Below are 25,481 nucleotides of genomic sequence, written 5' to 3' on the forward strand. Positions count from 1 at the left end.
CTTCAGTCTACTGCCATGGTCAAAGGTTTTCGGCGCAGACGCGGCAGTCGAAGCTCACTGACAAGCATGCCCGAGATGATCATCACCGCACCTGTAATATTCATGACCGTGAATCTGTCTCCTGCAAGCAGATAGCCGAAGAACGCTCCAAAAATGGGCTCGAAGATCAGTAATAATGCTACCTTCTGAGCGGAAAGTACCGCTTGGGCGCGGGTCTGAACGAAGTAGGCCAGGGCCGTACCAAACACTGCCACCACCAAAGTCACAGTCAGAGATGATGCAGTATCCGGCACCGAGAACTCCCCCGCCCAAACACTCCAGGCCAAAGACAAGAAGCCAACAACGAGGAGCTGGATGAACGCGAGCACCAACGAGGACGAGCTGAAATTGATCTTGGCTAGGACCACGATGTGTATGGCAAAAAAGATAGCGCAACCGAGGATAAGCAGGTCTCCAGAGTGGATTGCATAACCATTGAGGCTTAGCAAACCCAGGCCAACCAGAGCAACGAAGGCGCCCATTGCCTGCTTCAACGAAGGCCTTTCGGCATTGATCAAGAACAGGAAAAACGGGGTAAGTACTACCGAGAGCCCTGTGATGAACCCGGCATTAGAGGGCGTTGTCTGCCCCAATCCACTCGTTTGAAACGCGAAAGCGATAAACAAGACCACGCCGGCTAGCGAACCGGCAAGCCAGTCTTTAACGGTGAGTGTGGGTACCCGTCGCCAAGCAAACGGAAGAAGTGCGATAGCCCCCAACAGAAAAATCCAAGCATTCAGCGCCGAAGCGCTCATGCTGTGCAGATTCTGCTGCTTCGCAACGAAACTCCATCCCCAAATCGCAGTAATGCCAATCAGCGCCGCGGTCCACGTCTTGTTCGAATTCACATAAACCTCAGCTGCCTGGCTCTTCAAGGAGGCGGATGATAACCAGAATGTGTCGTCCCATTCCACAATAGATATCCAGTCCACCCCCCCCCCCTATGACTTCTCCACCCCCTATCTCACGGCATCGTAGAGACCTCTCAAACGCCGCACCGAACCTTCCACCTCGGAATCCCTGATGCCTCCATAGCCAAGAACCAGCAGGTTATCGTCACCAGCCAGAGGATCCAACGCATACGCTCCGCGCAATGTGAGCCCATGATCGACAGCCGCATTGATCATTTTTCTGGCCGTCCCTGCCGGACCAATTTTCACTGCTAGGTGCAAACCGGCCTGGCCCGGAGAATATTGAATGTCTCCATCAAAGTAGGCGTCGAGAGTGGATTGCAGGTGAGAGCGGCGCTGGGCATAGACTGCTCGCATTCGCCGGATGTGGGTTGCGAAATGACCCTCCAAAATGAAATCGGCCATTGCGGCTTGAAGCGTCAGAAACCCAGGTCGGTAAAGCTGGGTCATCCCTTTGCTGAAGGCATCTGCCAATGCCTCTGGAACGACGAGGTAGCTCAACCGCAAGCCGGGAAATGTCACCTTGCTGAAAGTCCCAAGGTAAATTACTCGATTCTTGTTACCCAATCCCTGCATAGAGGGTAAGGGATCGATGTCATAACGAAACTCGCTGTCGTAATCGTCCTCGATCAGCCATAGGTTTTGCGCCTCTGCGAAGGACAGCCAATCGCGCCGACGCTGCAAGGTCATGACGCTCCCCGTGGGGTATTGATGGGAAGGCGTGACGAATGCTAGACGAGAGCCCTCTGCCACATCTGTCTCGGGTATGCAGGCCCCTTCTAGATCGAGGCGAAGTGGGCGACATTCAAGGCCCGCAGCCGAGAGCACGACTGGCGCCCCCCAATGGCATGGACTCTCTATTAGAGCTGCATCACCAGGATCCGTTAGCAGCTTCGCGATCAGATCGAGCGACTGATGCGTCCCCATCGTGATGATCACTTGCTGAGGGCTGCATCTCACTGCTCTCGACGTGTACAGGTAGGCACTGAGGGCGTCCCGCAACGGCCTATATCCACCGTGTTCGACATACCCGGTGAGTTCGGCATGGTTCCGTTTCAGATAGCGATTCTGGAGGCGCCGCCAGATGTGAAATGGAAAGAATTCCGTATCAGCAACACCCGGAACAAATGCTCCTCCTGCCTTAGCAAGCCCTGTAACACGGCGTGTGATTTCAGCGCCGCGGCTGGAGAGTAGGCGATCAGCCTCCAAAGATACGTCAGTACCAGGGTCGCGATGGAAGGTCCGCGGCAGCGTGTCCGCCACGTAAGTACCACTCCCCGATTTTGAGTAGAGATAGCCTTCTGTCGTGAGCCGCTCATAGACAAGCGATGTAGTCACCCTGGAAATTCTTAGGTGCTCAGCCAAGGCGCGAGTAGAGGGCATACGGGCGTCGACCGGCAGGTGTCCCTGAAGGATCGCCTCTCGGATCCCTTCGTAGATTTGCCGCTGAAGACTGATGCCACTTTGGCGATCCAGCGAGTCAAGCAGCAAGTCATGTAGTAATACCGCCATTTTGGTCTCACCACTCTCACCTGAAACGAACACGATCATAAAGCCGTTTCCAGCAGCAGTCAGCCTCGCCTTCCGTTCAGAGTGGTCTTATCAACTGCACAATTATGGCTGCCATTGATAGATCCATAGCCACTTGTCCTCCGTAATCTGACCACTCTTCAGCCAGGAGGGGCCCCGCAAACAGGGACTTTCTGGGCACCTCCCAGCAAGCATAGAGACCCGACACGGTGGACTTATTGTCCAGTGTAGACATTTAGGATATAAATATACCCTGAATTTCCCGCCCAATTCACTATGGCCAATCAGTGAGAGGGTCGGCGCAAGCGCTGCCTCGGCACAGCTGAGCGCTCATCGAGGTGATGGGATGTTCTTGATGCAGACAGATTGAACCCGCTAGACGTTTACATACCTCCAGCCTGAGAGAGATCCATGACAAGAAACCTACATCAGCCCTTGGGCGGCAATGAGATGCCCCGCTTTGGTGGCATCGCAACCATGCTTCGCCTGCCGCACATTCAGTCCCCTGAACAATTGGAGGAACTGGACGCTGCTTTCGTTGGCGTACCTTTGGATATCGGTACATCACTGCGTTCAGGAACACGATTCGGCCCGCGATCGATTCGCGCAGAGTCAGTGATGATCCGCCCGTACAACATGGCAACGGGGGCTGCTCCGTTCGATTCGCTGAACGTAGCGGACATCGGTGATGTAGCAATCAACACCTTCAACTTGAAAGAAGCGGTGCGGATCATCGAGGAGTCTTACGACCGAATCGTGAGTCATGGAATCCTTCCCCTCACCTTGGGCGGGGATCACACAATCACTCTGCCCATCCTGCGCGCGCTCCACAAAAAGCACGGAAAAATTGGACTCGTTCACATTGATGCTCATGCCGACGTCAACGACGAAATGTTCGGCGAGAAGATCGCTCATGGCACAACCTTCCGCCGCGCGGTAGAGGAAGGGCTCTTGGATTGCAACCGTGTTGTGCAGATTGGCCTTAGGGCGCAGGGCTATACCGCTGACGACTTCAACTGGAGCCGCAATCAGGGCTTCAGGGTGGTCCAGGCCGAGGAGTGCTGGCACAAGTCCCTTGAGCCTCTCATGGCCGAAGTACGCGAGAAGGTTGGCGGTGGGCCGGTCTATCTGTCCTTCGATATCGACGGGATCGATCCGGCTTGGGCACCTGGCACAGGTACTCCAGAAATTGGCGGTCTGACAACAATTCAAGCCATTGAAATTATCCGCGGCTGCGACGGCCTGGATCTTATCGGTTGCGACGTCGTCGAAGTTTCCCCGCCTTACGACACCACCGGCAACACCTCCCTTCTGGGAGCAAACCTGCTCTACGAAATGCTCTGCGTACTACCGGGCGTTATTCGCCGTTAACCACAAGGGAGGCTCTGCCTCCCTTTTTCTGTAGAAGGCCGTGCCATGTACAGAAATAGAAGACTTGGCGAGGACTAGGCGGATGGCTGCAAGTGCAGCGCTCGGCTTGCGCAATTCGTCGATCCTCTCGCGGATCTGGCCGGCCCAGCCCATATCAGCCTGCCAGCTTCATCGTTCATGCCCGCCATCCTCTATTGGTTACTTCTGGTCACGTTACCCGAGCCTAGGGAGATGTAAGGCCCCAAATGCCCCGAGCCCGCCAAGCACCAATCACACCCGGCGAAAAACGATGCTCGCAAGACAAATCGACCTGCCTTGATTTCTACCTTTAAGCAAAAAATTTACATCCTTCAGCCAATGACCACTTTCGACAGGAGTACACATGACCGTACATGATTGGCAAAAAATGGCACTAGCGTTGAACATCGAAGGGCGAGCCTTCATCGATGGTGAGTATCGAGACGCCCTGAACGGCGAGGTCTTCGACTGCCTGAGCCCAATTGACGGACGTCTGCTTTGCCAGGTTGCGAGTTGCGACGATGCCGATGCAGAGATAGCAGTCAGTGCTGCCCGCCAAGCTTTTGAACGTGGCGAATGGAGTCGTATGGCGCCAGCGGAGCGTAAGAAAGTGCTGCTGCGTCTTGCGCAACTCATGGAAGCGCATACCGAAGAATTGGCACTGCTCGAAACACTGGACATGGGAAAGCCCATCAGTGATTCGCTGAGTCTGGACGTACCTGGCTCATACGAATGTGTCGCTTGGACAGCCGAGGCGATCGATAAGGTGTATGGAGAGGTCGCTCCGGTTCCAGAGAACCAGCTTGGCCTGATCACGAGAGAAGCGGCCGGTGTAGTCGCTGCAATCGTACCGTGGAACTTTCCACTGCAAATGGCATGCTGGAAGATCGCGCCAGCGCTCGCACTTGGCAACTCAGTCATCCTAAAGCCTTCTGAGAAATCCCCGCTGACCGCGATCCGCATTGCCGCCTTGGCCAAGGAAGCGGGTATTCCAAGTGGTGTTTTCAACGTGGTTCCCGGTTTTGGCCACACCATCGGCAACGCCCTCGCCATCCACAATGATGTTGATGTTTTGGCCTTTACCGGCTCGACCATGATTGCCAAAAAGCTTCTGGAAGCTTCAGGTAAATCGAACATGAAGCGGGTTTGGCTGGAAGCTGGCGGGAAGAGTCCGCACCTGGTATTCGCCGATGCAGATTTAGATCGCGCAGCGGAGGCAGTCGCAGCGGGTATCGCATTCAATCAGGGTGAGGTCTGCACTGCCGGCTCCCGATTGCTGGTCCATGAATCGATCAAGGAGGCGCTGCTGGACAAAATTTCGAGCGCCATGACTGCCTGGCAACCAGGTAACCCGCTGGACCCTTCGACGCGAGTCGGTGCAATTGTCGACCGCCAGCAAATGGAGAAAATCCTGGAGTACGTGGAGATCGGCAAACAAGAAGGCGCCAAGCTGCGTGAAGGCGGATGCCAAGTTCTATCCGAGAGCGGTGGCACCTACGTTAGCCCCGCAATTTTTGAAGGAGCCAATGGCGACATGCGTGTCGCTCGTGAGGAAATCTTCGGCCCCGTTCTCAGCGTCATCTCCTTCAGTGATGAAGCACAAGCCGTGTCGATCGCCAACGACTCTGAGTACGGACTCGCCGCTGGCATCTGGACGCGCGATCTCGCCCGAGCACACCGTATTTCTCGGGCACTGCGTGCCGGTAGTGTATGGGTCAACCAATACGACGCCGGTGACATGACCGCTCCCTTTGGCGGTTACAAACAATCAGGCAACGGTCGTGACCGCTCTATGCACGCTTTCGATAAGTACAGCGAATTGAAGGCGACCTGGATCAGCCTCGACTAAACCCGAAGCTTACAACTGAGCACCCTCAAGGTGGCCGCCAGCTGCCTCGAGGGTCGCTCCCCCTAAGAAAGTCGTGACCGAAGCATAAGGTATCGAAGCCACCTTACCTCAGAATCAGCCTCTTCGACCCAGATGCAGCTACTCCCCTCCCCTGACCGCCGCTCATAAGCCACAGAAAGCTAATAGGCAAGATCTGCAAACTGATCGGCCGCATACGCGTCGATAGCGTCTTGTAGCCGAAGTGTAAATTCCCTTCCAGCACCCACGCCTGAATGAGGCGAAAAACTTGCGCTGTAAGGTCGCCTCACCACTGCTTTCAAGTTGGCTGACAAGTAAATCATGCAGAACCATTTGTACAAGTGGACTCAAATATGGCCTTGATCTGGCCTTATAGCTTGCACACAGCGACCGGTAATGTCTGCTGCTTCCTGACCGATTTGCGGTCAGGCCTGGTCAATGGAGTCATCATGAAAATCGTGAGCCAAAATCGATGGTTCGAGCTGCAACACATGGCCGACGGTATTAGCCTGATCCACGAACCTTGGATCAGGCCTTTATATCGTTGCAACATGTGGTATGTCCTGGGGCGCGACAAAGGTGCACTAATCGACAGCGGATCAGGGCTGGTAAGCCTGCGCGAACAGATACCTCTGCTCACCGAACGCCCTGTATGCGCTATCGCTAGCCATACTCACTTCGATCATATCGCCGGCCATCACGAATTCAGTGAGCGGGTGGTCCATCGCAATGAAGCTCATGTGTTAGCACACCCCAATCCGGACAACACATTGGCCAGGCAATTTGTCGGCGATGAAATGTTCGATGCGCACCCAGAATGCCTGTTGTGCTACGCCGAATATCGCGTCAACGCCGCGCCCGCGACTCGAATGATTGAAGAGGGTGACGTGATCGATCTCGGAAACCGGGTCCTTGAAGTGCTACACACCCCCGGCCACTCTCCGGGTGGCATCAGCTTGTGGGAGCGCTCCACGCAAACGCTATTCAGCGGCGACGTGATCTACGACGGCCCTCTGATCGAAGACGCTTACCACAGTAATTTAGACGACTACCTCATGAGCCTGGAGCGGCTTCTAAAGCTGCCGGTCACAACCGTGCACGGTGGCCATTTCCCGAGCTTTTCCGGCAGTCGGCTCAAGTCATTGATAGGGCAGTGGCAGGAAAGTCATCGCTAGTTAGCGCTCCCGCGCAAAGTGGACTTATAACATGCTCGGTTCTGGCTATATGTGATACCGCCATTCTGCCCTATCGTCGGTCTCATGTTGACGGGTACATCACCCGCTATCGATGCCACCGACAGAGTGATTGTTCAGTGACGATTCAAACAAAACCAGCATTGGATCATGTCCTCACAGCCGCCAGCGCCCATGCCTCTGACGAGCAAGCCTGCGCGATCGCCAAGCTGCACTATGGCCTGAGTGCTTGCGCTTCGTTACTCGCTGGCGAGCGAGACCTCAATTTCCACCTGCGATGCGACGACGACCGTCAGTTTCTGCTCAAGATTTCCAATCCGGCAGAAGACCCAAACGTCACCGACTTCCAGAACAAGGCATTGCTCCACATTCAGCACACTGCCCCTGAGCTGCCTGTCCAACGAATCCACCCGACCACTACTGGTCTTCATCAAGTGTTCGTAAACCTCGATGGCCAAACCGTTCTGGTACGTCTGTTCTCGTTCGTTGTAGGAACACCACTGAACAAGGTCGAGCATCCGAGCCAGAAACTTCGCAGTGGGCTGGGCGAGCATCTGGCTCGACTCGGGATAGCCCTGCGTGGCTTTTTCCATCCCGCTGCCGGCCATGAGCTGCTCTGGGACATCAAGCATTCGTCGCGCTTGAAGGGGTTGGTCGAGCACATCGAGAATGTCGAAGATCGCCAGCTTGCAGAGCACTTCCTCGATAACTTCGAGCAGTATGCCCTGCCACATCTCAAACGCTTGCGCGCTCAGGTTATTCACAACGACCTTAACTTTCATAATGTCATCGTCGACGACCACAACGCAGAAGTCATTCGGAACATCCTCGACTTCGGCGACATGGTCCACGCCCCACTGATCAACGATCTAGCAGTTGCAGCATCCTACCAGTTGGGTCAGACGGGCGATCCGCTGGACCAGGCCATTGCATTCATCCAGGCCTACCACACGGTTTGCCCACTTGAAGAAATTGAGCAGGAAATACTCTTTGACCTGATTGCCGCACGCTTGGTGATGACCGTCGTCATCACCAATTGGCGCGCCTCGATGTACCCCGAAAACAGTGCCTACATCCTACGCAACGCGCCACTTGCATGGAGCGCACTGCGCAGATTCAGACAGGTTCCACGTGAGGCTGCACAACAGAAAATTCGCCAAATCTGCGCTCAGGAGGCACAGCAATGACCATGGTTAACGGATTCACCGCAGCGGATGCCGAGCGCCTGCCTGCGTCAGAACGTGAACTGGTGGCCCGCCGAGAGCGTGCATTGGGCCCTGCCTACCGCCTGTTCTACGAACGCCCTTTGCACATTGTCAGAGGCGATGGCGTCTGGCTCTATGATGCCGAGGGCAAACGTTACCTGGATGCGTACAACAACGTCGCATCGGTCGGGCATTGCAACCCCCATGTGGTCAAGGCGATCTGTGATCAGGCGCACGTGCTCAATACCCACACCCGGTACATTCACGAAGGCATTCTCGATTACGCCGAGAAGCTGTTGGCGACGTTTCCTGCCGAACTGAATCACGTAATGTTTACTTGCACAGGCAGCGAAGCAAACGATCTGGCGCTGCGGATTGCCCGGCAATACACCGGTGGTACCGGCGTGATCGTGACTCAACTCGCCTACCACGGAATCACTGAGCAGGTTGCAGCGACATCACCTTCACTTGGCGCCGGTGTGCCTCTCGGCCAGTGCGTGCGTACCGTGCGAGCCCCTGATGCTTATCGCTTAGGTGCAGAAAATGTCTCACGGATTTTTGCCGAAGACATGCGCAGAGCAATCGACGACATGCGCAGTGCAGGCATCAAGCCTGCGGCCCTGCTGTTTGATGGGATCTTTGCAAGCGACGGTGTGCTATCCGATCCCGCTGGCTTCGCCAAGGAGGCAGTCGAACTTGCACAGTCCGAAGGCCTTCTGTACATCGCCGACGAAGTGCAATCAGGCTTTGGCAGGACCGGCTCCAGCATGTGGGGCTTCCAACGCCACGGAGTAAAACCTGACATCGTCACCATGGGTAAACCCATGGGCAACGGCCAGCCGATTGCGGCAGCAGTGATGCGCACCGAAGTTGTCGAAGAGTTCGGTCGCACAGCACGCTACTTCAATACCTTTGGCGGTAACCCAGTGTCGTGTGCCGCTGGCAACGCGGTGCTGGAAGTCATCGAGAACGAAGGGCTGTTGGAAAACTGCGCAAATGTTGGCGCCTACCTCAAAGCCGGTATTGCAGAACTCGCCTTGCGCTACCCCGTAATCGGTGATGTACGCGGCAGCGGCCTGTTCATCGGTGTAGAGCTGGTGACAGATCGTGCCAGCAAAGCACCCGCAGCGAAGGCGACGACGCAAGTTGTAAACGGCTTGCGTAATAGAGGTGTACTGATCAGTTCCGCCGGCCCTATGGAGAACATCCTGAAGGTACGCCCACAACTGATCTTCCAGCGTGAACATGCCGACCTGTTCATCGAAACGCTGGAGCATGTTCTGCGCGAACTGCCTTAAACCAACTTCCCTGGGGAAACTCGCGATGACCAAGACTTTTCATCAACCGCTCAGCGGTAACGAGATGCCACGATTTGGAGGCATCGCCACCATGCTGCGCCTCCCACATTTTCCAACCCCCGAGGGCTTGGATGTAGCATTCATCGGTGTACCACTAGATATCGGCACATCCTTGCGGGCAGGCACCCGCTTCGGCCCACGCTCGATCCGAGCGGAATCGGTGATGATCCGCCCCTACAACATGGCAACCGGTGCCGCGCCCTTCGACTCATTGAGCATCGCTGATATCGGTGACGTGGCAATCAACACGTTCAACCTTCCAGCCGCCGTGAAAATCATCGAAGAGGCATACCACGGCTACCTGGAGCACGACATCATTCCGATGACGCTGGGCGGCGACCACACCATCACCCTGCCCATTCTCCGTGCCATCCACAGAAAGCATGGCAAGGTCGGCCTGGTGCACATCGACGCGCATGCCGACGTCAACGATGAGCAGTTCGGTGAAAAGCTAGCCCACGGCACTACCTTCCGCAGAGCGGTGGAAGAAGGTCTGCTTGATTGCGATCGCGTGGTGCAAATCGGCCTGCGTGCCCAAGGCTACACCGCTGAAGACTTCAACTGGTCCCGCAAACAGGGCTTTCGCGTGGTTCAGGCCGAGGAATGCTGGCACAAATCAATGACGCCGCTGATGGAGGAAGTCCGAGCAAAAGTCGGCGGTGGGCCGGTCTACCTGTCCTTCGACATTGACGGCATCGACCCTGCGTGGGCGCCAGGTACAGGCACCCCAGAAATCGGCGGCCTTACCACTATCCAGGCCATGGAAATTATTCGTGGCTGCAACGGTTTGGACTTGGTCGGCTGTGACGTTGTGGAAGTCTCGCCGCCGTACGATCTGACTGGCAACACGTCTCTTCTGGGAGCCAACCTGCTCTACGAAATGCTTTGTGTACTGCCAGGCGTAATCCGTCGGTAGTCCATGCCGGGGAGCGTTACGCGCCCCCCCCTTCAATCAGGAAACCCATGCCATGTACAAGAATAAAAGGCACGTAATGTTCGACCTGACACCTCAGTGCTGGATGTTTTCACGCCCGCGTTTGAAGGCAAAACCTTTTTGACACTGCCTTTTTGACCGCAAGACGCCCAGCGGCCACAGAGCCGTAAGCGCGTCTGTACAAACATCTGCCCTTACACTTTGAGGTGACCTATGTCGCATCAACAGGATAGTCACGTCTCGCTGACCCAGATCGAGACCTTTGGTGTTGAACGCATTCCCGATCATGAGCGATGCGCTACGCCGTTTGACCTCTTCCGAATGATTTTCGGCGGAGCCAATACTTTTGCAACTTGCATGCTGGGTGCATTTCCAGTTCTGTTCGGTTTGTCTTTCTGGGCTGGGGCTGCATCCATCGTAATCGGCGTATTACTAGGCTCGATAATTCTATCGCCAGTGTCACTGCTTGGGCCGATCAATGGTACCAACAACGCAGTTTCCTCCGGCGCACACTTTGGTGTTCACGGTCGTGTCGTGGGTTCGTTCCTGGCCCTATTGGTCGCGATCGCGTTTTTCTCAATCGGTGTCTGGAGCGCCGGAGATGCACTGTTAGGCGCACTCCATCGAATGATCGGCCTGCCGGAATCGGATTGGGTACTGGCCACCATCTATGCCTTCTTTGCACTACTGGTGCTGGTGATCTGCATCTATGGCTTCCAATTCATGCTGTGGGTCAACAAGATCGCGGTCTGGAGCGCAACAATCCTGTTCTTCGTCGGCATCTTTGCCTTCAAGTACACCTTCAATGCGGACTTCGCCGGGACCGTGTCGTTGGTGCATCCTGACACCTTCTGGCCAGCCTTCATCGGTTCTACTTTGTTGGCTATGAGCAACCCGATCTCGTTCGGCGCCTCCATTGGTGACTGGGCGCGCTACATTCCCGACACCACCCCAAAGTACCGCATCATCGGTGCAACCATCCTGGCTCAACTAGCGACACTGTCACCCTTCCTGTTCGGCCTGGCCACAGCTTGTATCGTCGCGGAGCACGCGCCGCAGTACATGGCAGACAACAACTATATCGGAGGGCTGCTGGCCGTAGCCCCTGGCTGGTACTTCCTGCCGCTGGCCATGATTGCCTTCATCGGCGGTTTCTCCACCGGCACGGCCTCCCTGTATGGCGTTGGCCTCGACATGTCCAGCCTGGTGCCGAACATTTTCACCCGCGCCAAAGCCACGTTGGTGATTGGCCTTGTGGCGGTAGCGTTCATCTTCGTCGGCCGCTTTGGCTTCAACCTTGTACAGAGCGTTTCGACCTTTGCCGTGCTGATCGTCACCTGTACTACGCCATGGATGGTTGTCCTGGGCCTAGGGCTGATCGTGCGTAGGGGCTTCTATCACGCTGACGACTTGCAAGTATTCACCCGAGGACTTCGCGGCGGTGCTTATTGGTTCCACAACGGCTGGAACTGGCGCGGCCTGGGCGCCTGGATTCCAAGCGCAATCATTGGACTGTGCTTCGTCAACATCCCCGGTCAGTTCGTAGGACCGCTGGCAGGCCTGGCCGGCGATATCGATATCAGCCTGCCAGTGTCGTTGCTGCTTTCGGCGGCTCTCTACTGGACATTGCTGATGTTTTTCCCCGAACCCTCTGTCGTGTATGGCCCGAAAGGCCCCTTTGGCCTGCCATCACCGGACGTCCTGAGTCCGAATGCTCAAAAAACAATAATGCGCCATATCGGTCGCTGAAAAGCCTGCATCTTCAAGTCTGCCCAGATCTCCCGGTGCCGACCCGGCACCGGGCTTACGAACTCAGAGGAAAAATCCATGCGCAAAATCACTCTTGCCTTGTCCATGTTCGCGATTGTCAGTGGCTTTGGCAGCGCTTACGCCCATGAGATGTTGAAACCAGATTTCATCGCAGATGGTGAATTCAAGGTCTGTTCGGACCCATCCTTTCCGCCCCTGGAGTTTTTCGAGAAGGCCGGCGACAAAGATCCCATCGGGTTCGATGCCGATATGGTGCGAGCCCTGGCAAAGCATTGGGACGTACGCCCAGGTTTCTTCGTAACCGAGTTTACCGGACTGCTCCCAGGGCTTGAGGCCAATCGCTGTGATGCCGTGATCAGCGGGACTTTGATCACTCCAGAACGGACCCAGAAGCTGAAGGCGGTTGGCTATTTGGCGACATCCAATGTGGTAATCGGGTCGAGCAAGTCGACCTTGAAAATGACCAGTCTTGAAGATCTCAGTGGCCAGGTCGTGGCCATCCAGTCCGGTACCAATAACGTCAAGATCATGAGTGAGCTGAACAACCGCCTGGCTGCTGCCGGTAAACCTCAGGCCACGGTCCAGACCTATCCCAAACAAAGCGATGCCATCCAGCAGTTGCTGCTGGGACGCGCAGCCGCGTCAATCTCTCAAGCGACCGAATACGCCTACCGCGACCTGTTGAACCCAGGCCAGTTACAAACCCTGTACACCTTCCCGGAAAAGCAGATTTTCGGCGTCTACATCCGGCCAATCGAAGGCAACGTCAAAGCGTTGGAACAAGCCCTGGCGGCGCTACGCAGCCAAGGCGAAATGAAGACCATCGCCGAAAAGTGGAAATTGCCCAGCGTCAACGTGGAGCAACTGAACCCGTAACTTCGGCGTAGAGAGGTATTGACCATGCATTTCGACTTCGATGTTTTTATCAGCGCTCTGACCTCTTACGCGTTCTTCAAGGGCGCGTGCATCACCCTAGCGCTGGCCTTGTTGTCGCATTCGGTGGGGATCGCCCTATCGATCCCCGCCGCACTGGCACTGGACGGTCCGCCGAGAGTCTGGCGGACGGCACTACGCTCGGTACTTAGCGTTTTCCGTGGAGCGCCTACTCTGCTGCAACTGCTGTTCGTATGGAACGCCCTACCGCAGTTCTTTCCCGCTTTGCAGCAGGCGTGGTTCACCCCGTTCATCGCGGCCTGGATCGCCCTCAGCGTGAATGAGGCGGCGTACCAGGTTGAGATCAACCGGGCGGCACTCAAAGCGATCGATCCGGGGCAATACAGCGCAGGCCATGCGCTGGGGCTTTCGCGCTGGCACACGCTGCGCCATGTGATTCTGCCGCAAGCGGCGCGCATCGGTATTCCTCCGACCGCCAACGAGTTCATCACCCTGCTGAAAATCACCTCGTTGGCCTCGGTGATTTCCCTGCAAGAGCTGATGGCGGTCACTTCACAGACGGTCTCCACCACGTTCCAGTTCTCGGAGTACTACGCGGTGGCCTTGGTCTACTACCTGGTCATGGTCTACACGCTGAGCGGCTTGCAAGCTCGCCTGGAACGCCGCATGGCCTGGGATGCACCCACCGAAGCGATAACTCGCGTGAGCTTTGTTCAACGCACCATGGCTCGCCTACGGCGCGCATGAGGATGTCAGCATGAGCGAAATGATCCTGCTCCACCAAGTCAACAAACGGTATGGCGACTTCCATGTCCTCCAGGACATCGAAATGACTGTGCAACCGGGTGAGAAGATCGTCATTTGTGGGCCCTCCGGCTCAGGCAAGTCGACCCTAATCCGCTGTATCAATCGGTTAGCACCGCACGACAGCGGGACGATTATCGTCGAGGGTCACGACATCAGTAAAAGCCGGGGCAGCCAATTCGCCCGACGCGAAGTAGGCATGGTCTTCCAGAACTTTAACCTGTTCCCGCACATGTCGGTCCTCGACAACTGCACCTTGGCGCCGATGAAAGTCCGCGGCCTGTCGCGTGATGCCGCCGAAGCACTCGCCCAGGGTTACCTGAACCGTGTCCATATCGGTACCCATGCACACAAAAAGCCGTGCCAACTGTCCGGCGGCCAGCAACAACGCGTAGCTATCGCCCGGGCACTGTGCATGAGTCCTAAGGTAATGCTGTTCGACGAACCGACTTCCGCGCTGGACCCGGAAATGGTTGGTGAGGTGCTGGAGGTGATGACCGGTTTAGCGAAGGACGGTATGACCATGTTGTGCGTAACGCACGAAATGGACTTCGCTCGCAAAGTAGCTGATCGAGTGGTGTTCATGGACGCTGGCCGGATCGTTGAAACCGCCCCTCCAAAAGCCTTTTTTGAAGCCCCGCAAAGCCCACGCGCTCGCGCATTCCTGTCGCAAATACACCACTGACCCTAGCCCGTTGCGGCTGTTTTCCAAGCGGAGATTCAAATGACAACCTGTGCGGAGTATTTGGTTAATCAATTGCAGGCCTGGAGCGTCGACACTGTATTCGGCATACCCGGGGTGCACACCATCGGTCTATACCGCGGCCTGCCCAAAAGCAGCATTCGCCATGTTACCCCACGCCATGAGCAAGGCATCGGCTTCATGGCAGACGGCTACGCCCGAGTAACCGGAAAACCAGGCGTGTGCTTCTGCATCACCGGTCCAGGCATGACTAACATTGCCACAGCATTGGGCCAGGCATATGCAGACTCAATTCCTATTCTGGTGATTTCCAGCGTCAACGAGCGCAGCCGATTGGGATTAGGTAATGGCTATCTGCATGAGCTGCCAAGTCAGCGCTATCTGATCGCGGGTGTTACCGCGTTCAGTCATACCGTGCTGAGCCTCGAACAACTGCCCCAGGTTCTGTTGCAAGCCTTCAGCCTGTTCAGAAGCGGCCGCCCGCAGCCGGTGCATATCGAGATCCCTCTTGACCTGATAGAACTCGACGCCAGCCACCTCCCGATTCTCGAACTGCCACGCCAAGGCCGCCTTGCCCCCGATCCCGAGCTGATCAGCGCAGCGGCCGAGCTGTTGCTCAGCGCGGAGCGCCCGCTGCTGCTGGTTGGGGGCGGCTGCCAGGCATCATTCCAGAAAGTCCGCCTGCTGGCAGCGGCCCTCGATGCGCCTACTGCCTGCACGATCAATGCTAAGGGCATCCTGCCCAACGGCCATCCATTGGCACTAGGCAGCAACCAGTCACTCGACCCCGTGCGCAGGCTTGCCGCCCAAGCCGATGTGATTCTCGCAATCGGCACCGAACTGGCAGAAACCGACTACGACGTGGTCTTCAACGGCGGTTTCAAGCTAAACGGCAAAATCATCCGTATCGACGTCGATCCAACTCAGCTCAATCGCAACTACGTGCCGAGCATCGCGCTGCCGGCAGATGCTGAGCTGGCCATCGATGCGCTGCTCAAGCACTTGCCAGTCGGCACCCTGAGCCACGAAAGCGTTGGCGCCCAGCGCGCAGCAGCTGTGCGCGAAGAGATTCTCCAAGATCTACAGGGGTGGGCGGATTACACACATCTGTTCGACGTGATCAGCCAGGCTCTCCCCGATGCGCGCTACGTTGGCGACTCGACCCAGACCGTCTACACCGGCAACCACTTGGTAGAGCTGGACGGCCCGCGTCGCTGGTTCAATGCCTCTACAGGCTACGGCACGCTGGGTTATGCATTGCCTGCTGCCATCGGCGCCAAGATTGCCGACCCACAATCGCCAGTGGTCTGTCTGATTGGGGACGGCGGCCTGCAATTCACATTGGGCGAAATGAGCAGCGCCATCGAAGCCAATGCACCCATCATCGTTCTGCTTTGGAACAACAACGGCTATGGCGAAATCAAGACCGCGATGGAGCGCCGAGACGTCCAACCACTCGGCGTGGATATTTACACTCCAGAATTTAAAACCATCGCCCAAGGCTTCGGCTGGAAAGCTGTTCGTGCCAGCGATCACCAAGACCTCTCTAGCTTGTTGGTCGAGGCCGCACAAAGTCGCGTGCCGACCCTTATTGAAGTCTGTGAAGCCGCGCCATTCGTAACCGCACAGTAAGTCGAGCATCGTTGCTAAAAATAGGAGGTCAAATGTCGTTAAGTGAATGGCAACGCAAAGCTACCGAATTGAAATTTGAAGGCCGTGCATTCATCGACGGTAGATACCTCGATGCCGTGGGAGGCCAGCAATTTGCCTGTCACAGTCCTGTCGATGGCCGCTTGTTGACCCAGGTCGCCAGCTGCGATCAGGCTGATGTCGAGATCGCTGTAGTAGCTGCCCGTCGTGCCTTTAACAGCGGTGAGTGGAGTCAGTCGGCGCCAGCCGAGCGCAAGAGAATCTTGCAACGCTTCGCTCGACTGATAGAGGCATGCGCCGAGGAGCTGGCACTCCTGGAAACGCTGGACATGGGCAAGCCCATCAGTGATTCCCTGGCCCTGGATGTTCCAGGCTCCTGGGAGTGTATCGATTGGACCGCCGAAGCCATTGACAAGGTCTACGGCGAGGTTGCGCCGGTCCCCACCAACCAACTCGGCCTGATAACCCGCGAGGCGGCGGGCGTGGTTGCCGCCATCGTGCCGTGGAATTTTCCGCTTCAGATGGCGTGCTGGAAAATTGCACCGGCGCTGGCCATGGGCAACTCGGTGATTCTCAAACCCTCGGAGAAGTCGCCGCTGACCGCCATTCGTATCGCCGCCTTGGCCAAGCAGGCGGGTATCCCGGATGGTGTGTTCAACGTGCTGCCAGGCTTTGGTCACAGCGTCGGCAAAGCACTTTCCTTGCACCAGGATATCGACGTACTGGCGTTTACCGGCTCCACTGGCGTGGCCAAGGTACTGCTTGAAGCCTCAGGCCAGTCCAACATGAAGCGTGTTTGGCTAGAAGCCGGCGGCAAGAGCCCACACATCGTCTTCGCCGATGCCGACCTGGACCGTGCCGCCGAGGCCGTCGCTGCCGGCATCGCTTTCAACCAAGGCGAAGTGTGTACCGCAGGCTCACGCCTGCTGGTGGACGCATCGGTCAAGGATCAATTGCTGGCGAAAGTGCATCAGGCACTGCAAGCCTGGCAACCGGGCCACCCGCTGGATCCGCAGACCCGCGTCGGCGCCATCGTCGATCATCAGCAAATGGAAAAGATCCTCGAATACGTACAGATCGGCAAGAATGAAGGCGCGCAGTTGAGCTGCGGCGGAGTCCAAACTTTGGCCGAAACAGGCGGTACCTACGTGATGCCGACCATCTTCGACGGGGTCAGCAGTGCGATGCGCATATCCCGCGAGGAAATCTTCGGGCCGGTGCTGAGCGTGCTGACCTTTGCCGATGAAATCGAAGCGATCGCGATCGCCAACGACAGCGAATACGGCCTCGCGGCGGGCTTGTGGACGACTCATCTTGGACGAGCGCATCGGGTCGCTAAAGCGCTTCGAGCTGGTAGCGTATGGGTCAACCAATACGATGCCGGCGACATGACCGCGCTCTTTGGCGGCTTTAAGCAATCGGGTAATGGCCGTGACAAGTCACTGCATGCGTTCGACAAGTACAGTGAACTCAAGGCCACCTGGATCAACCTCGATTAACTAAACCGCTCTCTTCTCGCAACCCCATCTCAATGGCCTTCGGAGCGTTCGTCGAGCGCTCTGAGGGGATCATTCGCCCTCAGAATGAAGGCCTGCATCAGGATTAAAACAATGACAATCGATCTGATTACGGTAGTGATCTATGCCTTGGCGATGCTCGCCATCGGCTGGTTCGCCATGCGCAGGGCAAAGACCCGCGAAGATTATCTGGTGGCCGGACGCAATCTTGGCCCCTCCATGTATGCCGCTACATTGTCCACGGTGATTCTCGGCGGGGCCTCGACGCTCGGCACCGTTCGCTTGGGCTATGTCTACGGCATTTCAGGCCTGTGGTTCTGCACCATGATGGGCCTGGGCATCATGATAATCAGCCTGTTTTTGTCCAAACACCTGCTCAACCTGAAATTATTCACCGTGACAGAGCTTCTGGAGCGCCGCTACAACCCGGCCGCACGCTTCAGCAGCTCATTAATCATGGTCGTCTATGCGTTGATGGTGGCCGTGGTCTCGGTTGTCGCAACCGCGACTATCCTCAACGGCATTTTCGACATCGACTTCTGGAAGGGCGTACTGCTTGGCGGCGGTATCGTCGTCATCTACTCCACCATCGGTGGCATGTGGTCGATCACGCTGACCGACATCGTCCAGTTCATCATCATGACGGTGGGCATCATGTTCTTGCTGATGCCGCTTTCGATCAACCAGGCAGGCGGTTGGAATGCCTTGGTTAGCGCGTTGCCCGAAACGCACTTTTCGATGATCAACATTGGCTGGCCGTTGCTGATCGGCTACTTCCTCAACTACTTCTTGGGGATCATGATTGGCCAAGATATCTGGCAGCGAGTATTCACAGCCCGCAGCATCGGCGTGGCCAAGTACGCCGGCGCAGCTGCCGGCCTTTATTGCGTGCTTTACGGAGTTTGCGGAGCCCTGATCGGGATGGCTGGACGGGTACTCATCCCTGAGCTTGAAAACGTCAACGACGCATTCGCCAAGATCGCACAGGCCAGCCTGCCAGACGGTATACGAGGACTCGTGGTGGCCGCTGCCCTCGCCGCCCTGATGTCGACTGCCAGTGCTGCGATGATGGCCGCCGCCTCGACGATCGCCCAAGACATTCTTCCAACAGTGCGCAAGCAACAATCCAGTCTCAACACCAACAGGATCGCAACACTAGTAGCGGGACTGCTGACCCTGGCGCTTTCGCTGGTGCTAAATGATGTGTTCAAGCCGCTCACCGTCGCCTACAACCTGCTGGTCGGCTGCATGATGGTACCGCTGGTGGGTGCGATCTATTGGAAGCGTTCAAACACCACGGCAGCCCTGTTCAGCATGGCGCTCAGTGCGCTGGTCACATTGTTCTTCCTGTGGAAAGACGGGATGGACGCCAATACGCCGATTTTCTATGGCTTGGGCACGAGCATTGTGAGTTTCGTGTTGATCAGCCTGTTGACGCGCAACACCGAGCCATCCGCAGTGAATGGCTTGGAGAGTGAAATGCGCTAAGGCCCCAACCCCAGGAGGATGATCCATGAATATGAAGCTCGAAGGTTTACGGGCAGTGATAGGTGGCGGCAGCTCAGGGCTGGGGCTGGCCTCAGCCAGAGCACTCGCAGCTGAAGGTGTGCAGGTCTGCCTAGCTGCACGTGACCAGGAAAAGCTGCGGCAGGCGGTCAAACAGATTCGTGAGGATGGCGGCGTCGCGGTCAGTATAGTGGCTGACCTGTACGATGTGGATGCCATCCAGGCAACCGTAGATGCCATTCACGCGGCACTGGGCACGCCGCATATTTTGCTGCTGAACAATGGGGGGCCTCCACCAGCAGCAGCGGCCGCCTTCGATGCAGCCCTGTGGCGTAGGGAAGTCGAAGGCCAATTGTTGTCCTCCATTGCCATGGCGAATGCCTTTGTGCCGCAGATGAAAGCGCAAGGCTTCGGCCGAGTCTTATTAATTGCTTCCACTAGCGTAGTCGAGCCCATTCCGGGCTTGGCCCTGTCGAATAGCCTCAGAGCAGGGTTGGCCAACTGGGCAAAGACTTTGGCCAATGAACTGGCGGCCTTCGGCATCACGGTGAATACATTGCTCCCCGGATCGTTCGACACTGCACGTACGCGCGACCTGCTAACCCGAGCTGCCATCGAATCTGGCCGCACTCTTGCTGCACTGGAGGCGGAAGAAAGTCTACAGATTCCAATGCATCGCTATGGCGCCCCGGAGGAGCTAGGCGCTCTGGTTGCGTTTCTAAGCAGCCCACTGGCGGGATACATCACCGGCGTACGCATTGCAATTGATGGAGGCCTTTGCAGGACCGCCTGAGCCCGATGGCGTTAGTGGATGGGATATGACTGCGCAGTAATCCAGCAAACGAACCAGTCGAGTGGCCGAGTGCCCATGGCGTATCTGGTTTTCGACCAGGTTGTCGTCGATGGGCACACATCTGCACATGGATTTCAGAAGGATCGGGCTCCAATTGCGTCCTTCTTCCCTCTCTCACATCAAAGCCTGAAACCGGACACAAGCCCGCGGAGGCTCTCAACCTGCTGCTGTAGCCGCGCGCAAGCATCAAGCGTTTCTCGGAGGTTCTCGACGCCCTTCCTGTTCAGTAGATCCAGTTCAGTCGTATCGGAACTGATCAAATCAGCGACCGTACTCTGCTCCTCAGTCGCAGCTGCAACAGAATGGTTGATGCCATCGATCTCACCGACAATCGTGTTGATGCTCCCAAGTCGGACCCCAGCTTTCTGCGCAATGTCGATGCTTTCCTTTCCGTAATGCTGACTGTCTTGCATTTGAGCAACCGAGCGCTGCGCCTGCTCCTGTAACTCCTCAATGAGTTGCTGCACCTGGCGAGCAGATTCCTGTGTACGGTACGCAAGACTGCGAACTTCATCGGCAACGACAGCGAAGCCGCGTCCGGCCTCGCCGGCTCTCGCAGCCTCAATTGCAGCATTCAAAGCCAGCAAATTTGTCTGCTGGGAAATACCCGTGATCACATCGAGTATCTGCCCGATACCAGCTGTCTTGGCATGGAGCGAATTGATGCTGTTACCAGAGACGCCAATCAGCTGGGTCAAATGATCAATCGCTTTGATGGTGTCCCTCAGGACTGTATATCCTGACTCTGCCTGATCGCGAGCACTGACAGTTCTTTGAGAGGCAAGCGCTGCGTTTTGAGCGATATCCTGCGTAGCAGCACCTAGCTGTTGGATTGCAGTCACAACGCTGCTTGTCCGGGTACTTTGCTCCGATGAGCTACTGAGAGAGGCTTCCGACGCCTGCGTCACCGCACGCACACCATGATCTACTGCCTTCGCAGCGCTGGCCACCTGCTGCATCGACTCATGCACCCTGCCCACAAACCGGTTGAAAGATTGAGCTAGTGCGCCGAACTCATCATTGCTTCGGCTAACCAACCTGACCGTCAAGTCCCCCTCCCCTTGAGCGATGTCCTGCATGGCATTACTCATTGTGCGCAGCGGCAGCAGCAACCTCTGGACCAGTGCACCCAACAGGGCGATCACAACGAAAACCGCCAAAAACAGCGTGATGAATGTGACCTTTCTCGATGCCTCCACTGGTGCGTACGCTTTCTGCTTATCGACCACCAACCCAACGCGCCAATCCAGCGATGGAAGACCTCGTACTGGTATGAACATCAACAGCTCTTTACCTCCTGATACCTCCTGGAGGTGATCTAGTAAAAGGGGTTGAGCACCAGGAACCACATCGTCGAGGCGACGCATGGACATAGATGAGTCTGGATGCACTAGCACTTTCCCAGTGCTGCTCACCAAGAAGGCGTACCCCAAACCTTTGAGGTCAGCTGCATTGATAATGTCTACAACACTCTTGAGTGCGACATCCGCACCTGCGACACCTAAAACCTGCCCCCGCATCTGGACCTTGCCCACGATCGATACCAGCAATTCTTGCGAAATACTGTCTGCGTATGGCTCGGTGATAGCTACACCTGATGTGGCCATCCCCAGCTGGTACCAAGGCCGTGACCGCGGATCGTAGCCGGCAGGCATCGGGTCATCAGGAAACGTCACGAATCCACCGTCCTGCCAACCCACAAACGTGGCAATGAAGGTTTGCTTCATTGATTGCAATGAAAGATATGGCTCTACGGCTTGAGAATGAGGGGATAGAGCAGCTGTCTGGGCGAGGTTCTCTACCAGCAATGTCCTGCCAGCAATCCAATGCGAGATGCTTGAGGCAGAGTCCGACCCTACTGCCTGAAGAAACTGTTCAACGCTTTTACGAATTTCTTCGCGCTGTCTAGATTCGCTGATGATGGTGAAGGATGAAAACGCAACGAGCACGATCGCCGATGCCGCGAGCACGATTTTGTGCCCGAACCTGAGATGTAAGCCCATACCTTAGGATCCGATAAGTATGCGGAAACGTTGCCTTCGGCGGGCATCTTGATGCTACCCGATAAGGGCAACGGAGATTTGTTGTTTTTGTACTTAGGACCAAGGCAGTGATCGCCTACCGATTACTGCCCCAGCAGGACCGTCAGGCTGGCAAAGCTGCAACGATAGAGATTTCCACGAGAATGCCAGGCTCGCACATTTTCGCTTCGACAGTTGCACGCGCAGGGCCATTGCCGGCTGGAACCCATTGGTCCCAGACATCGTTCATCCCGGTGAAGTGAGCATCGATGTCTTTCAGATAGATAGTCGCCGACAGGATGTGATTTTTGTCAGTTCCTGCCTCATCCAGCAGACGCTCGATGTTTTGCAGCGTTTCCCGGGTTTGCTGTGCGATACCGGCGTGGAAGTCATTCGCGACCTCGCCGGACAGATAGACGGTGCCCTGATGCTTCACCACCAAGCTCATACGCTTGTCGGTGTGCAGGCGCTCAATGCTCATTCGTGTCATTCCTTATCTTGTTGATCTAGCTGGATTTCATGAGACCAGCCCAGCGTCGGCTGTATTGAAGGTGAGGACAGCCAGCGCCGGGGTAGCCAATTTTTACCCATAAATGGAATGATTGTCTATGGGAGACTTTTAGGCTATAAATGGACTCACAACAAAGATCAATGCGTCAGGCCATGGCCGATAGCGGGCCGACTGAGCAACCTGGCGCTCCAGCAGCAGCTCAAGCGTGAGAAAACAAGAATGACAAGTCCCCTCGAACGTCCTCCACGTAAGAATGAATTCCGAAAGGATATGCAGACCCGCCACCTGGTAATGTTGGCCATCGGTGGCACCATCGGTACCGGATTGTTTCTTGCTTCCGGTTTCACCGTCGGTCAGGCAGGGCCTTTAGGTGCAGTCATCGCATATGTGATTTGCGCGGTGATGGTGTATTGCGTCATGTGCTGCTTGGGTGAACTCGCCGTGCACATGCCCGAAACAGGCTCCTTCAGCGCCTATACCACACGGTTCGTAGGCCCTGCTTCGGGCTACACGGTCGCGTGGCTGTATTGGTTAAGTTGGGCTACTGCTATTGGCTCGGAACTGCTGGGAGCGGGCGTCCTAATGGAACGATGGTTCCCCGGGGTGCCCGTCTGGATCTGGGCGGCAATGTTCGGAGCGGTGATCACGATCAACAATCTGTCATCGGTCCGGGCCTATGCTGAAACAGAGTTTTGGCTGTCCCTGATCAAGGTCATCACCGTAATCGTCTTCATTATCGTCGGTGGTCTGGCGATCGGTGGTCTCATCTCCGGCGGCGACCCGCAAACGACCGGCCTGGCGAACTTCACCAGGGAAGGCTGGTTCCCGACTGGCTTCGGCTCCATCGGGCTCGTGCTGCTGGCTGTGGCATTCGGGTTTGCGGGCACCGAGGTGATCGGCATTGCTGCCGGCGAAACGGCAAACCCACAGCGCACTATCCCTCGTGCGCTGAACGGAACAGTACTTAGGCTGGTGCTTTTCTTCATCGGGACCATCCTAGTCATCTGCATGATGCTACCGCGAGAGCAGGCTGGTATATCCGAGAGCCCGTTCGTCACGGTGTTCAGCAAAATCGGCATCCCCTACGCTGCCGACATCATGAATTTCGTGATCATCACAGCGCTTATATCGGCTGCAAACTCTGGCCTGTACGCCGCTGCGCGCATGCTCTGGACACTCGGCGATCAAGGCCAACTGCCTCGCAGCTTTGCCCGATTGAACCGACGCGGCACTCCAACAACTGCAATTCTTTTCAGCATGGTTGGCGGAATCGCGGCGCTGATGAGTAGCGTCTGGGCCGCTGAGACGGTCTATCTGGTGCTGATATCTATCGGCGGATTCTCAATCGTCGCGGTGTGGATCAGCATTGCTGCCTGCCAAATCCTCTTCCGTAGAGATCACCTCCGTCGCGGGGGCAAGGTCGAAGACCTGAGTTACCGCGTGCGCTGGTACCCCGTGGTCCCTGTTATCGCTCTGCTCTCTTGCCTGGGAGCATGTATCGGGATCGGCTTTGATCCTGAGCAACGCATCGCGCTGTACGTGAGTCTGCCTTTCATTGCCCTATGTTACGGTGGTTATTACGCCACTCAGCTGTACAAGAACTGGGTTGCAGCCAAGCACAACGCAAGCTCGTTGAGCGACGCCCGCGACACTGTGTCCTGACCCTCAACCATCCCTAAAAAATCATAAGAGCACACTATGAAAATTAAAGAGTTCGGCGTAGAAATCTGGATGAACGCCTACGAAACCAAGTGCAAATACAACTTGGCCGAAACCTGCGTCGAGTCCATCACCATCGATCAACTGCTGGAATTCGCTGGCAAGAAGGACACCATCCTTTCCGAATTGCTGCCAATGAAAATGACCTACGGCGCTATCGAAGGCTCCGACCGTCTTCGCAAAGTCGTTGCATCGCTCTACGACAACCAGGCCCCCGAGAATGTCATCATCACTCACGGGGCAATTGGCGCAAACGCTCTGGTGCATGAGACGCTGGTCGAGCCTGGCGATCATGTCATTTCGGTTGGACCTACCTACCAGCAGCACTACTCGATCCCGGAAAGCTACGGTGCCGACGTGTCGATTCTGCGCTTGCGTGAAGAAAATGCATTCCTGCCTGATTTGGAAGAACTCCGCGGCATGGTTAGCAAAAACACGAAACTGATCGCACTGAACAACCCCAACAACCCTACCGGCTCGTTGATGGATCGCGCTATGCTCGAACAGATCGTCGATGTCGCACGTTCAGTTGACGCTTGGCTACTTTGCGATGAGGTATACCGCGGGACTGACCAACTGGGTAATGGCTACACGGTATCCATTGCTGACCTGTACGAGAAAGGAATCAGCACCGCGAGCATGTCTAAGGCGTACTCGCTCGCTGGTCTGCGTCTGGGCTGGATCGTTGGGCCCGTCGAGCTGATCCATGCTGTTTCGATTCACCGAGACTACAACACCATCAGTGTTGGCATGCTGGATGACCACTTTGCCTCCATCGCACTGGAGAACCGTGACAAGATCCTCGCGCGTAACCATGCCCTCACCCGTACCAACCTGGAGATTCTGGACGCCTGGGTTGCAGACGAGCCGAAAGTCTCGTACGTCAAACCCAAGTCCGGCACCACTGCCCTGCTTAAGATCGATGCTGACATCTCTTCTCGTGACTTCTGCATCCGCTTGCTGGATGCCAAAGGCGTGATGTTTACGCCTGGCAGCGCACTGGACATTGAAGGCTATGTCCGTATCGGGTATGCCAACAATACTGAAGTTTTGAAAGAAGGCTTGGCCAAGGTATCTGAGTTCCTGCGCGAGCTACGTTAACCTGTT

Annotated in this window: 20 protein-coding genes and 1 pseudogene; 16 read left to right on the forward strand and 5 right to left on the reverse strand. The window is 56.2% G+C overall.

Annotated features, from left to right (window positions below; genetic code table 11):
• Positions 1-2: 2 nt before the first annotated feature.
• Positions 3-953 (reverse strand): DMT family transporter, encoded by a 951-nt coding sequence (locus ACEWE8_RS08480; RefSeq protein ID WP_395589263.1) that lies wholly within the window; start codon positions 951-953, stop codon positions 3-5.
• Between the two features lie 45 nt (positions 954-998).
• Positions 999-2,501, reverse strand: coding sequence for a PLP-dependent aminotransferase family protein (locus ACEWE8_RS08485; RefSeq protein ID WP_395589264.1), 1,503 nt, complete (start codon positions 2,499-2,501; stop codon positions 999-1,001).
• 390 nt (positions 2,502-2,891) lie between these two features.
• On the opposite strand from ACEWE8_RS08485, the gene speB (ACEWE8_RS08490) reads away from it, so the two are divergent.
• The 14 genes from speB (ACEWE8_RS08490) (at position 2,892) to ACEWE8_RS08555 (ending at position 20,063) form a co-directional block, all read left to right on the forward strand.
• Positions 2,892-3,851: an agmatinase gene (speB, locus tag ACEWE8_RS08490; RefSeq protein ID WP_395589265.1), complete on the forward strand. Its 960-nt coding sequence runs from the start codon at positions 2,892-2,894 to the stop codon at positions 3,849-3,851.
• A 382-nt stretch (positions 3,852-4,233) separates the two neighbouring features.
• Positions 4,234-5,718, forward strand: coding sequence for an aldehyde dehydrogenase (locus tag ACEWE8_RS08495; protein ID WP_395589266.1), 1,485 nt, complete (start codon positions 4,234-4,236; stop codon positions 5,716-5,718).
• A gap of 467 nt (positions 5,719-6,185) precedes the next feature.
• On the forward strand, positions 6,186-6,911 hold the full coding sequence (locus tag ACEWE8_RS08500; RefSeq protein WP_395589267.1) for an MBL fold metallo-hydrolase: 726 nt from the start codon (positions 6,186-6,188) through the stop codon (positions 6,909-6,911).
• A gap of 137 nt (positions 6,912-7,048) precedes the next feature.
• A complete protein-coding gene (locus ACEWE8_RS08505) occupies positions 7,049-8,116 on the forward strand; it encodes a phosphotransferase (RefSeq protein ID WP_186723280.1) in 1,068 nt (355 codons plus the stop codon).
• Positions 8,113-9,432, forward strand: coding sequence for an aspartate aminotransferase family protein (locus ACEWE8_RS08510; protein ID WP_395589268.1), 1,320 nt, complete (start codon positions 8,113-8,115; stop codon positions 9,430-9,432). Before ACEWE8_RS08505 ends, ACEWE8_RS08510 begins: the two co-directional genes overlap by 4 nt.
• A gap of 25 nt (positions 9,433-9,457) precedes the next feature.
• On the forward strand, positions 9,458-10,408 hold the full coding sequence (speB, locus tag ACEWE8_RS08515; protein WP_395589269.1) for an agmatinase: 951 nt from the start codon (positions 9,458-9,460) through the stop codon (positions 10,406-10,408).
• A gap of 231 nt (positions 10,409-10,639) precedes the next feature.
• Complete coding sequence (locus tag ACEWE8_RS08520; RefSeq protein ID WP_395589270.1) at positions 10,640-12,175, forward strand: purine-cytosine permease family protein; 1,536 nt, start codon at positions 10,640-10,642, stop codon at positions 12,173-12,175.
• A gap of 78 nt (positions 12,176-12,253) precedes the next feature.
• Positions 12,254-13,072, forward strand: coding sequence for a transporter substrate-binding domain-containing protein (locus tag ACEWE8_RS08525; protein ID WP_395589271.1), 819 nt, complete (start codon positions 12,254-12,256; stop codon positions 13,070-13,072).
• Positions 13,073-13,096: 24 nt separating this feature from the next.
• The gene (locus tag ACEWE8_RS08530; RefSeq protein ID WP_395589272.1) at positions 13,097-13,837 is read left to right on the forward strand and encodes an amino acid ABC transporter permease; all 741 of its coding nucleotides are present in this window, start codon (positions 13,097-13,099) and stop codon (positions 13,835-13,837) included.
• A 19-nt stretch (positions 13,838-13,856) separates the two neighbouring features.
• Complete coding sequence (locus ACEWE8_RS08535; RefSeq protein WP_395589298.1) at positions 13,857-14,579, forward strand: amino acid ABC transporter ATP-binding protein; 723 nt, start codon at positions 13,857-13,859, stop codon at positions 14,577-14,579.
• 39 nt (positions 14,580-14,618) lie between these two features.
• Complete coding sequence (locus tag ACEWE8_RS08540; RefSeq protein WP_395589273.1) at positions 14,619-16,229, forward strand: 5-guanidino-2-oxopentanoate decarboxylase; 1,611 nt, start codon at positions 14,619-14,621, stop codon at positions 16,227-16,229.
• A 32-nt stretch (positions 16,230-16,261) separates the two neighbouring features.
• Positions 16,262-17,746 (forward strand): aldehyde dehydrogenase, encoded by a 1,485-nt coding sequence (locus ACEWE8_RS08545; protein ID WP_395589274.1) that lies wholly within the window; start codon positions 16,262-16,264, stop codon positions 17,744-17,746.
• 111 nt (positions 17,747-17,857) lie between these two features.
• Positions 17,858-19,252 carry a sodium:solute symporter gene (locus ACEWE8_RS08550; protein WP_395589275.1) on the forward strand — a complete coding sequence of 465 codons (1,395 nt, stop codon included), beginning with the start codon at positions 17,858-17,860 and terminating at the stop codon, positions 19,250-19,252.
• A gap of 25 nt (positions 19,253-19,277) precedes the next feature.
• Positions 19,278-20,063: an SDR family oxidoreductase gene (locus tag ACEWE8_RS08555; protein ID WP_395589276.1), complete on the forward strand. Its 786-nt coding sequence runs from the start codon at positions 19,278-19,280 to the stop codon at positions 20,061-20,063.
• Positions 20,064-20,242: 179 nt separating this feature from the next.
• Here the strand turns inward: ACEWE8_RS08555 and ACEWE8_RS08560 are convergent, their stop codons facing one another.
• The 3 genes and pseudogenes from ACEWE8_RS08560 to ACEWE8_RS08570 all read right to left on the reverse strand — a co-directional run bounded on the left by ACEWE8_RS08560 (position 20,243) and on the right by ACEWE8_RS08570 (position 22,625).
• Entirely contained in the window at positions 20,243-21,082 is an 840-nt protein-coding gene (locus ACEWE8_RS08560; RefSeq protein ID WP_395589299.1) for a methyl-accepting chemotaxis protein, read from the reverse strand.
• Between the two features lie 18 nt (positions 21,083-21,100).
• Positions 21,101-22,126: pseudogene (locus ACEWE8_RS08565) on the reverse strand (cache domain-containing protein); the annotation flags it as partial.
• A gap of 142 nt (positions 22,127-22,268) precedes the next feature.
• Positions 22,269-22,625 (reverse strand): RidA family protein, encoded by a 357-nt coding sequence (locus ACEWE8_RS08570; protein ID WP_395589277.1) that lies wholly within the window; start codon positions 22,623-22,625, stop codon positions 22,269-22,271.
• Positions 22,626-22,925: 300 nt separating this feature from the next.
• On the opposite strand from ACEWE8_RS08570, the gene ACEWE8_RS08575 reads away from it, so the two are divergent.
• Together ACEWE8_RS08575 and ACEWE8_RS08580 are read left to right on the forward strand one after the other, a co-directional pair.
• Positions 22,926-24,317, forward strand: coding sequence for an amino acid permease (locus tag ACEWE8_RS08575; RefSeq protein WP_395589278.1), 1,392 nt, complete (start codon positions 22,926-22,928; stop codon positions 24,315-24,317).
• Between the two features lie 36 nt (positions 24,318-24,353).
• A complete protein-coding gene (locus ACEWE8_RS08580) occupies positions 24,354-25,475 on the forward strand; it encodes an aminotransferase (protein ID WP_395589279.1) in 1,122 nt (373 codons plus the stop codon).
• Positions 25,476-25,481: the final 6 nt, after the last annotated feature.

This window comes from Pseudomonas sp. TR47 (genome assembly GCF_044143025.1).
Lineage (GTDB): Bacteria > Pseudomonadota > Gammaproteobacteria > Pseudomonadales > Pseudomonadaceae > Aquipseudomonas > Aquipseudomonas putida_E.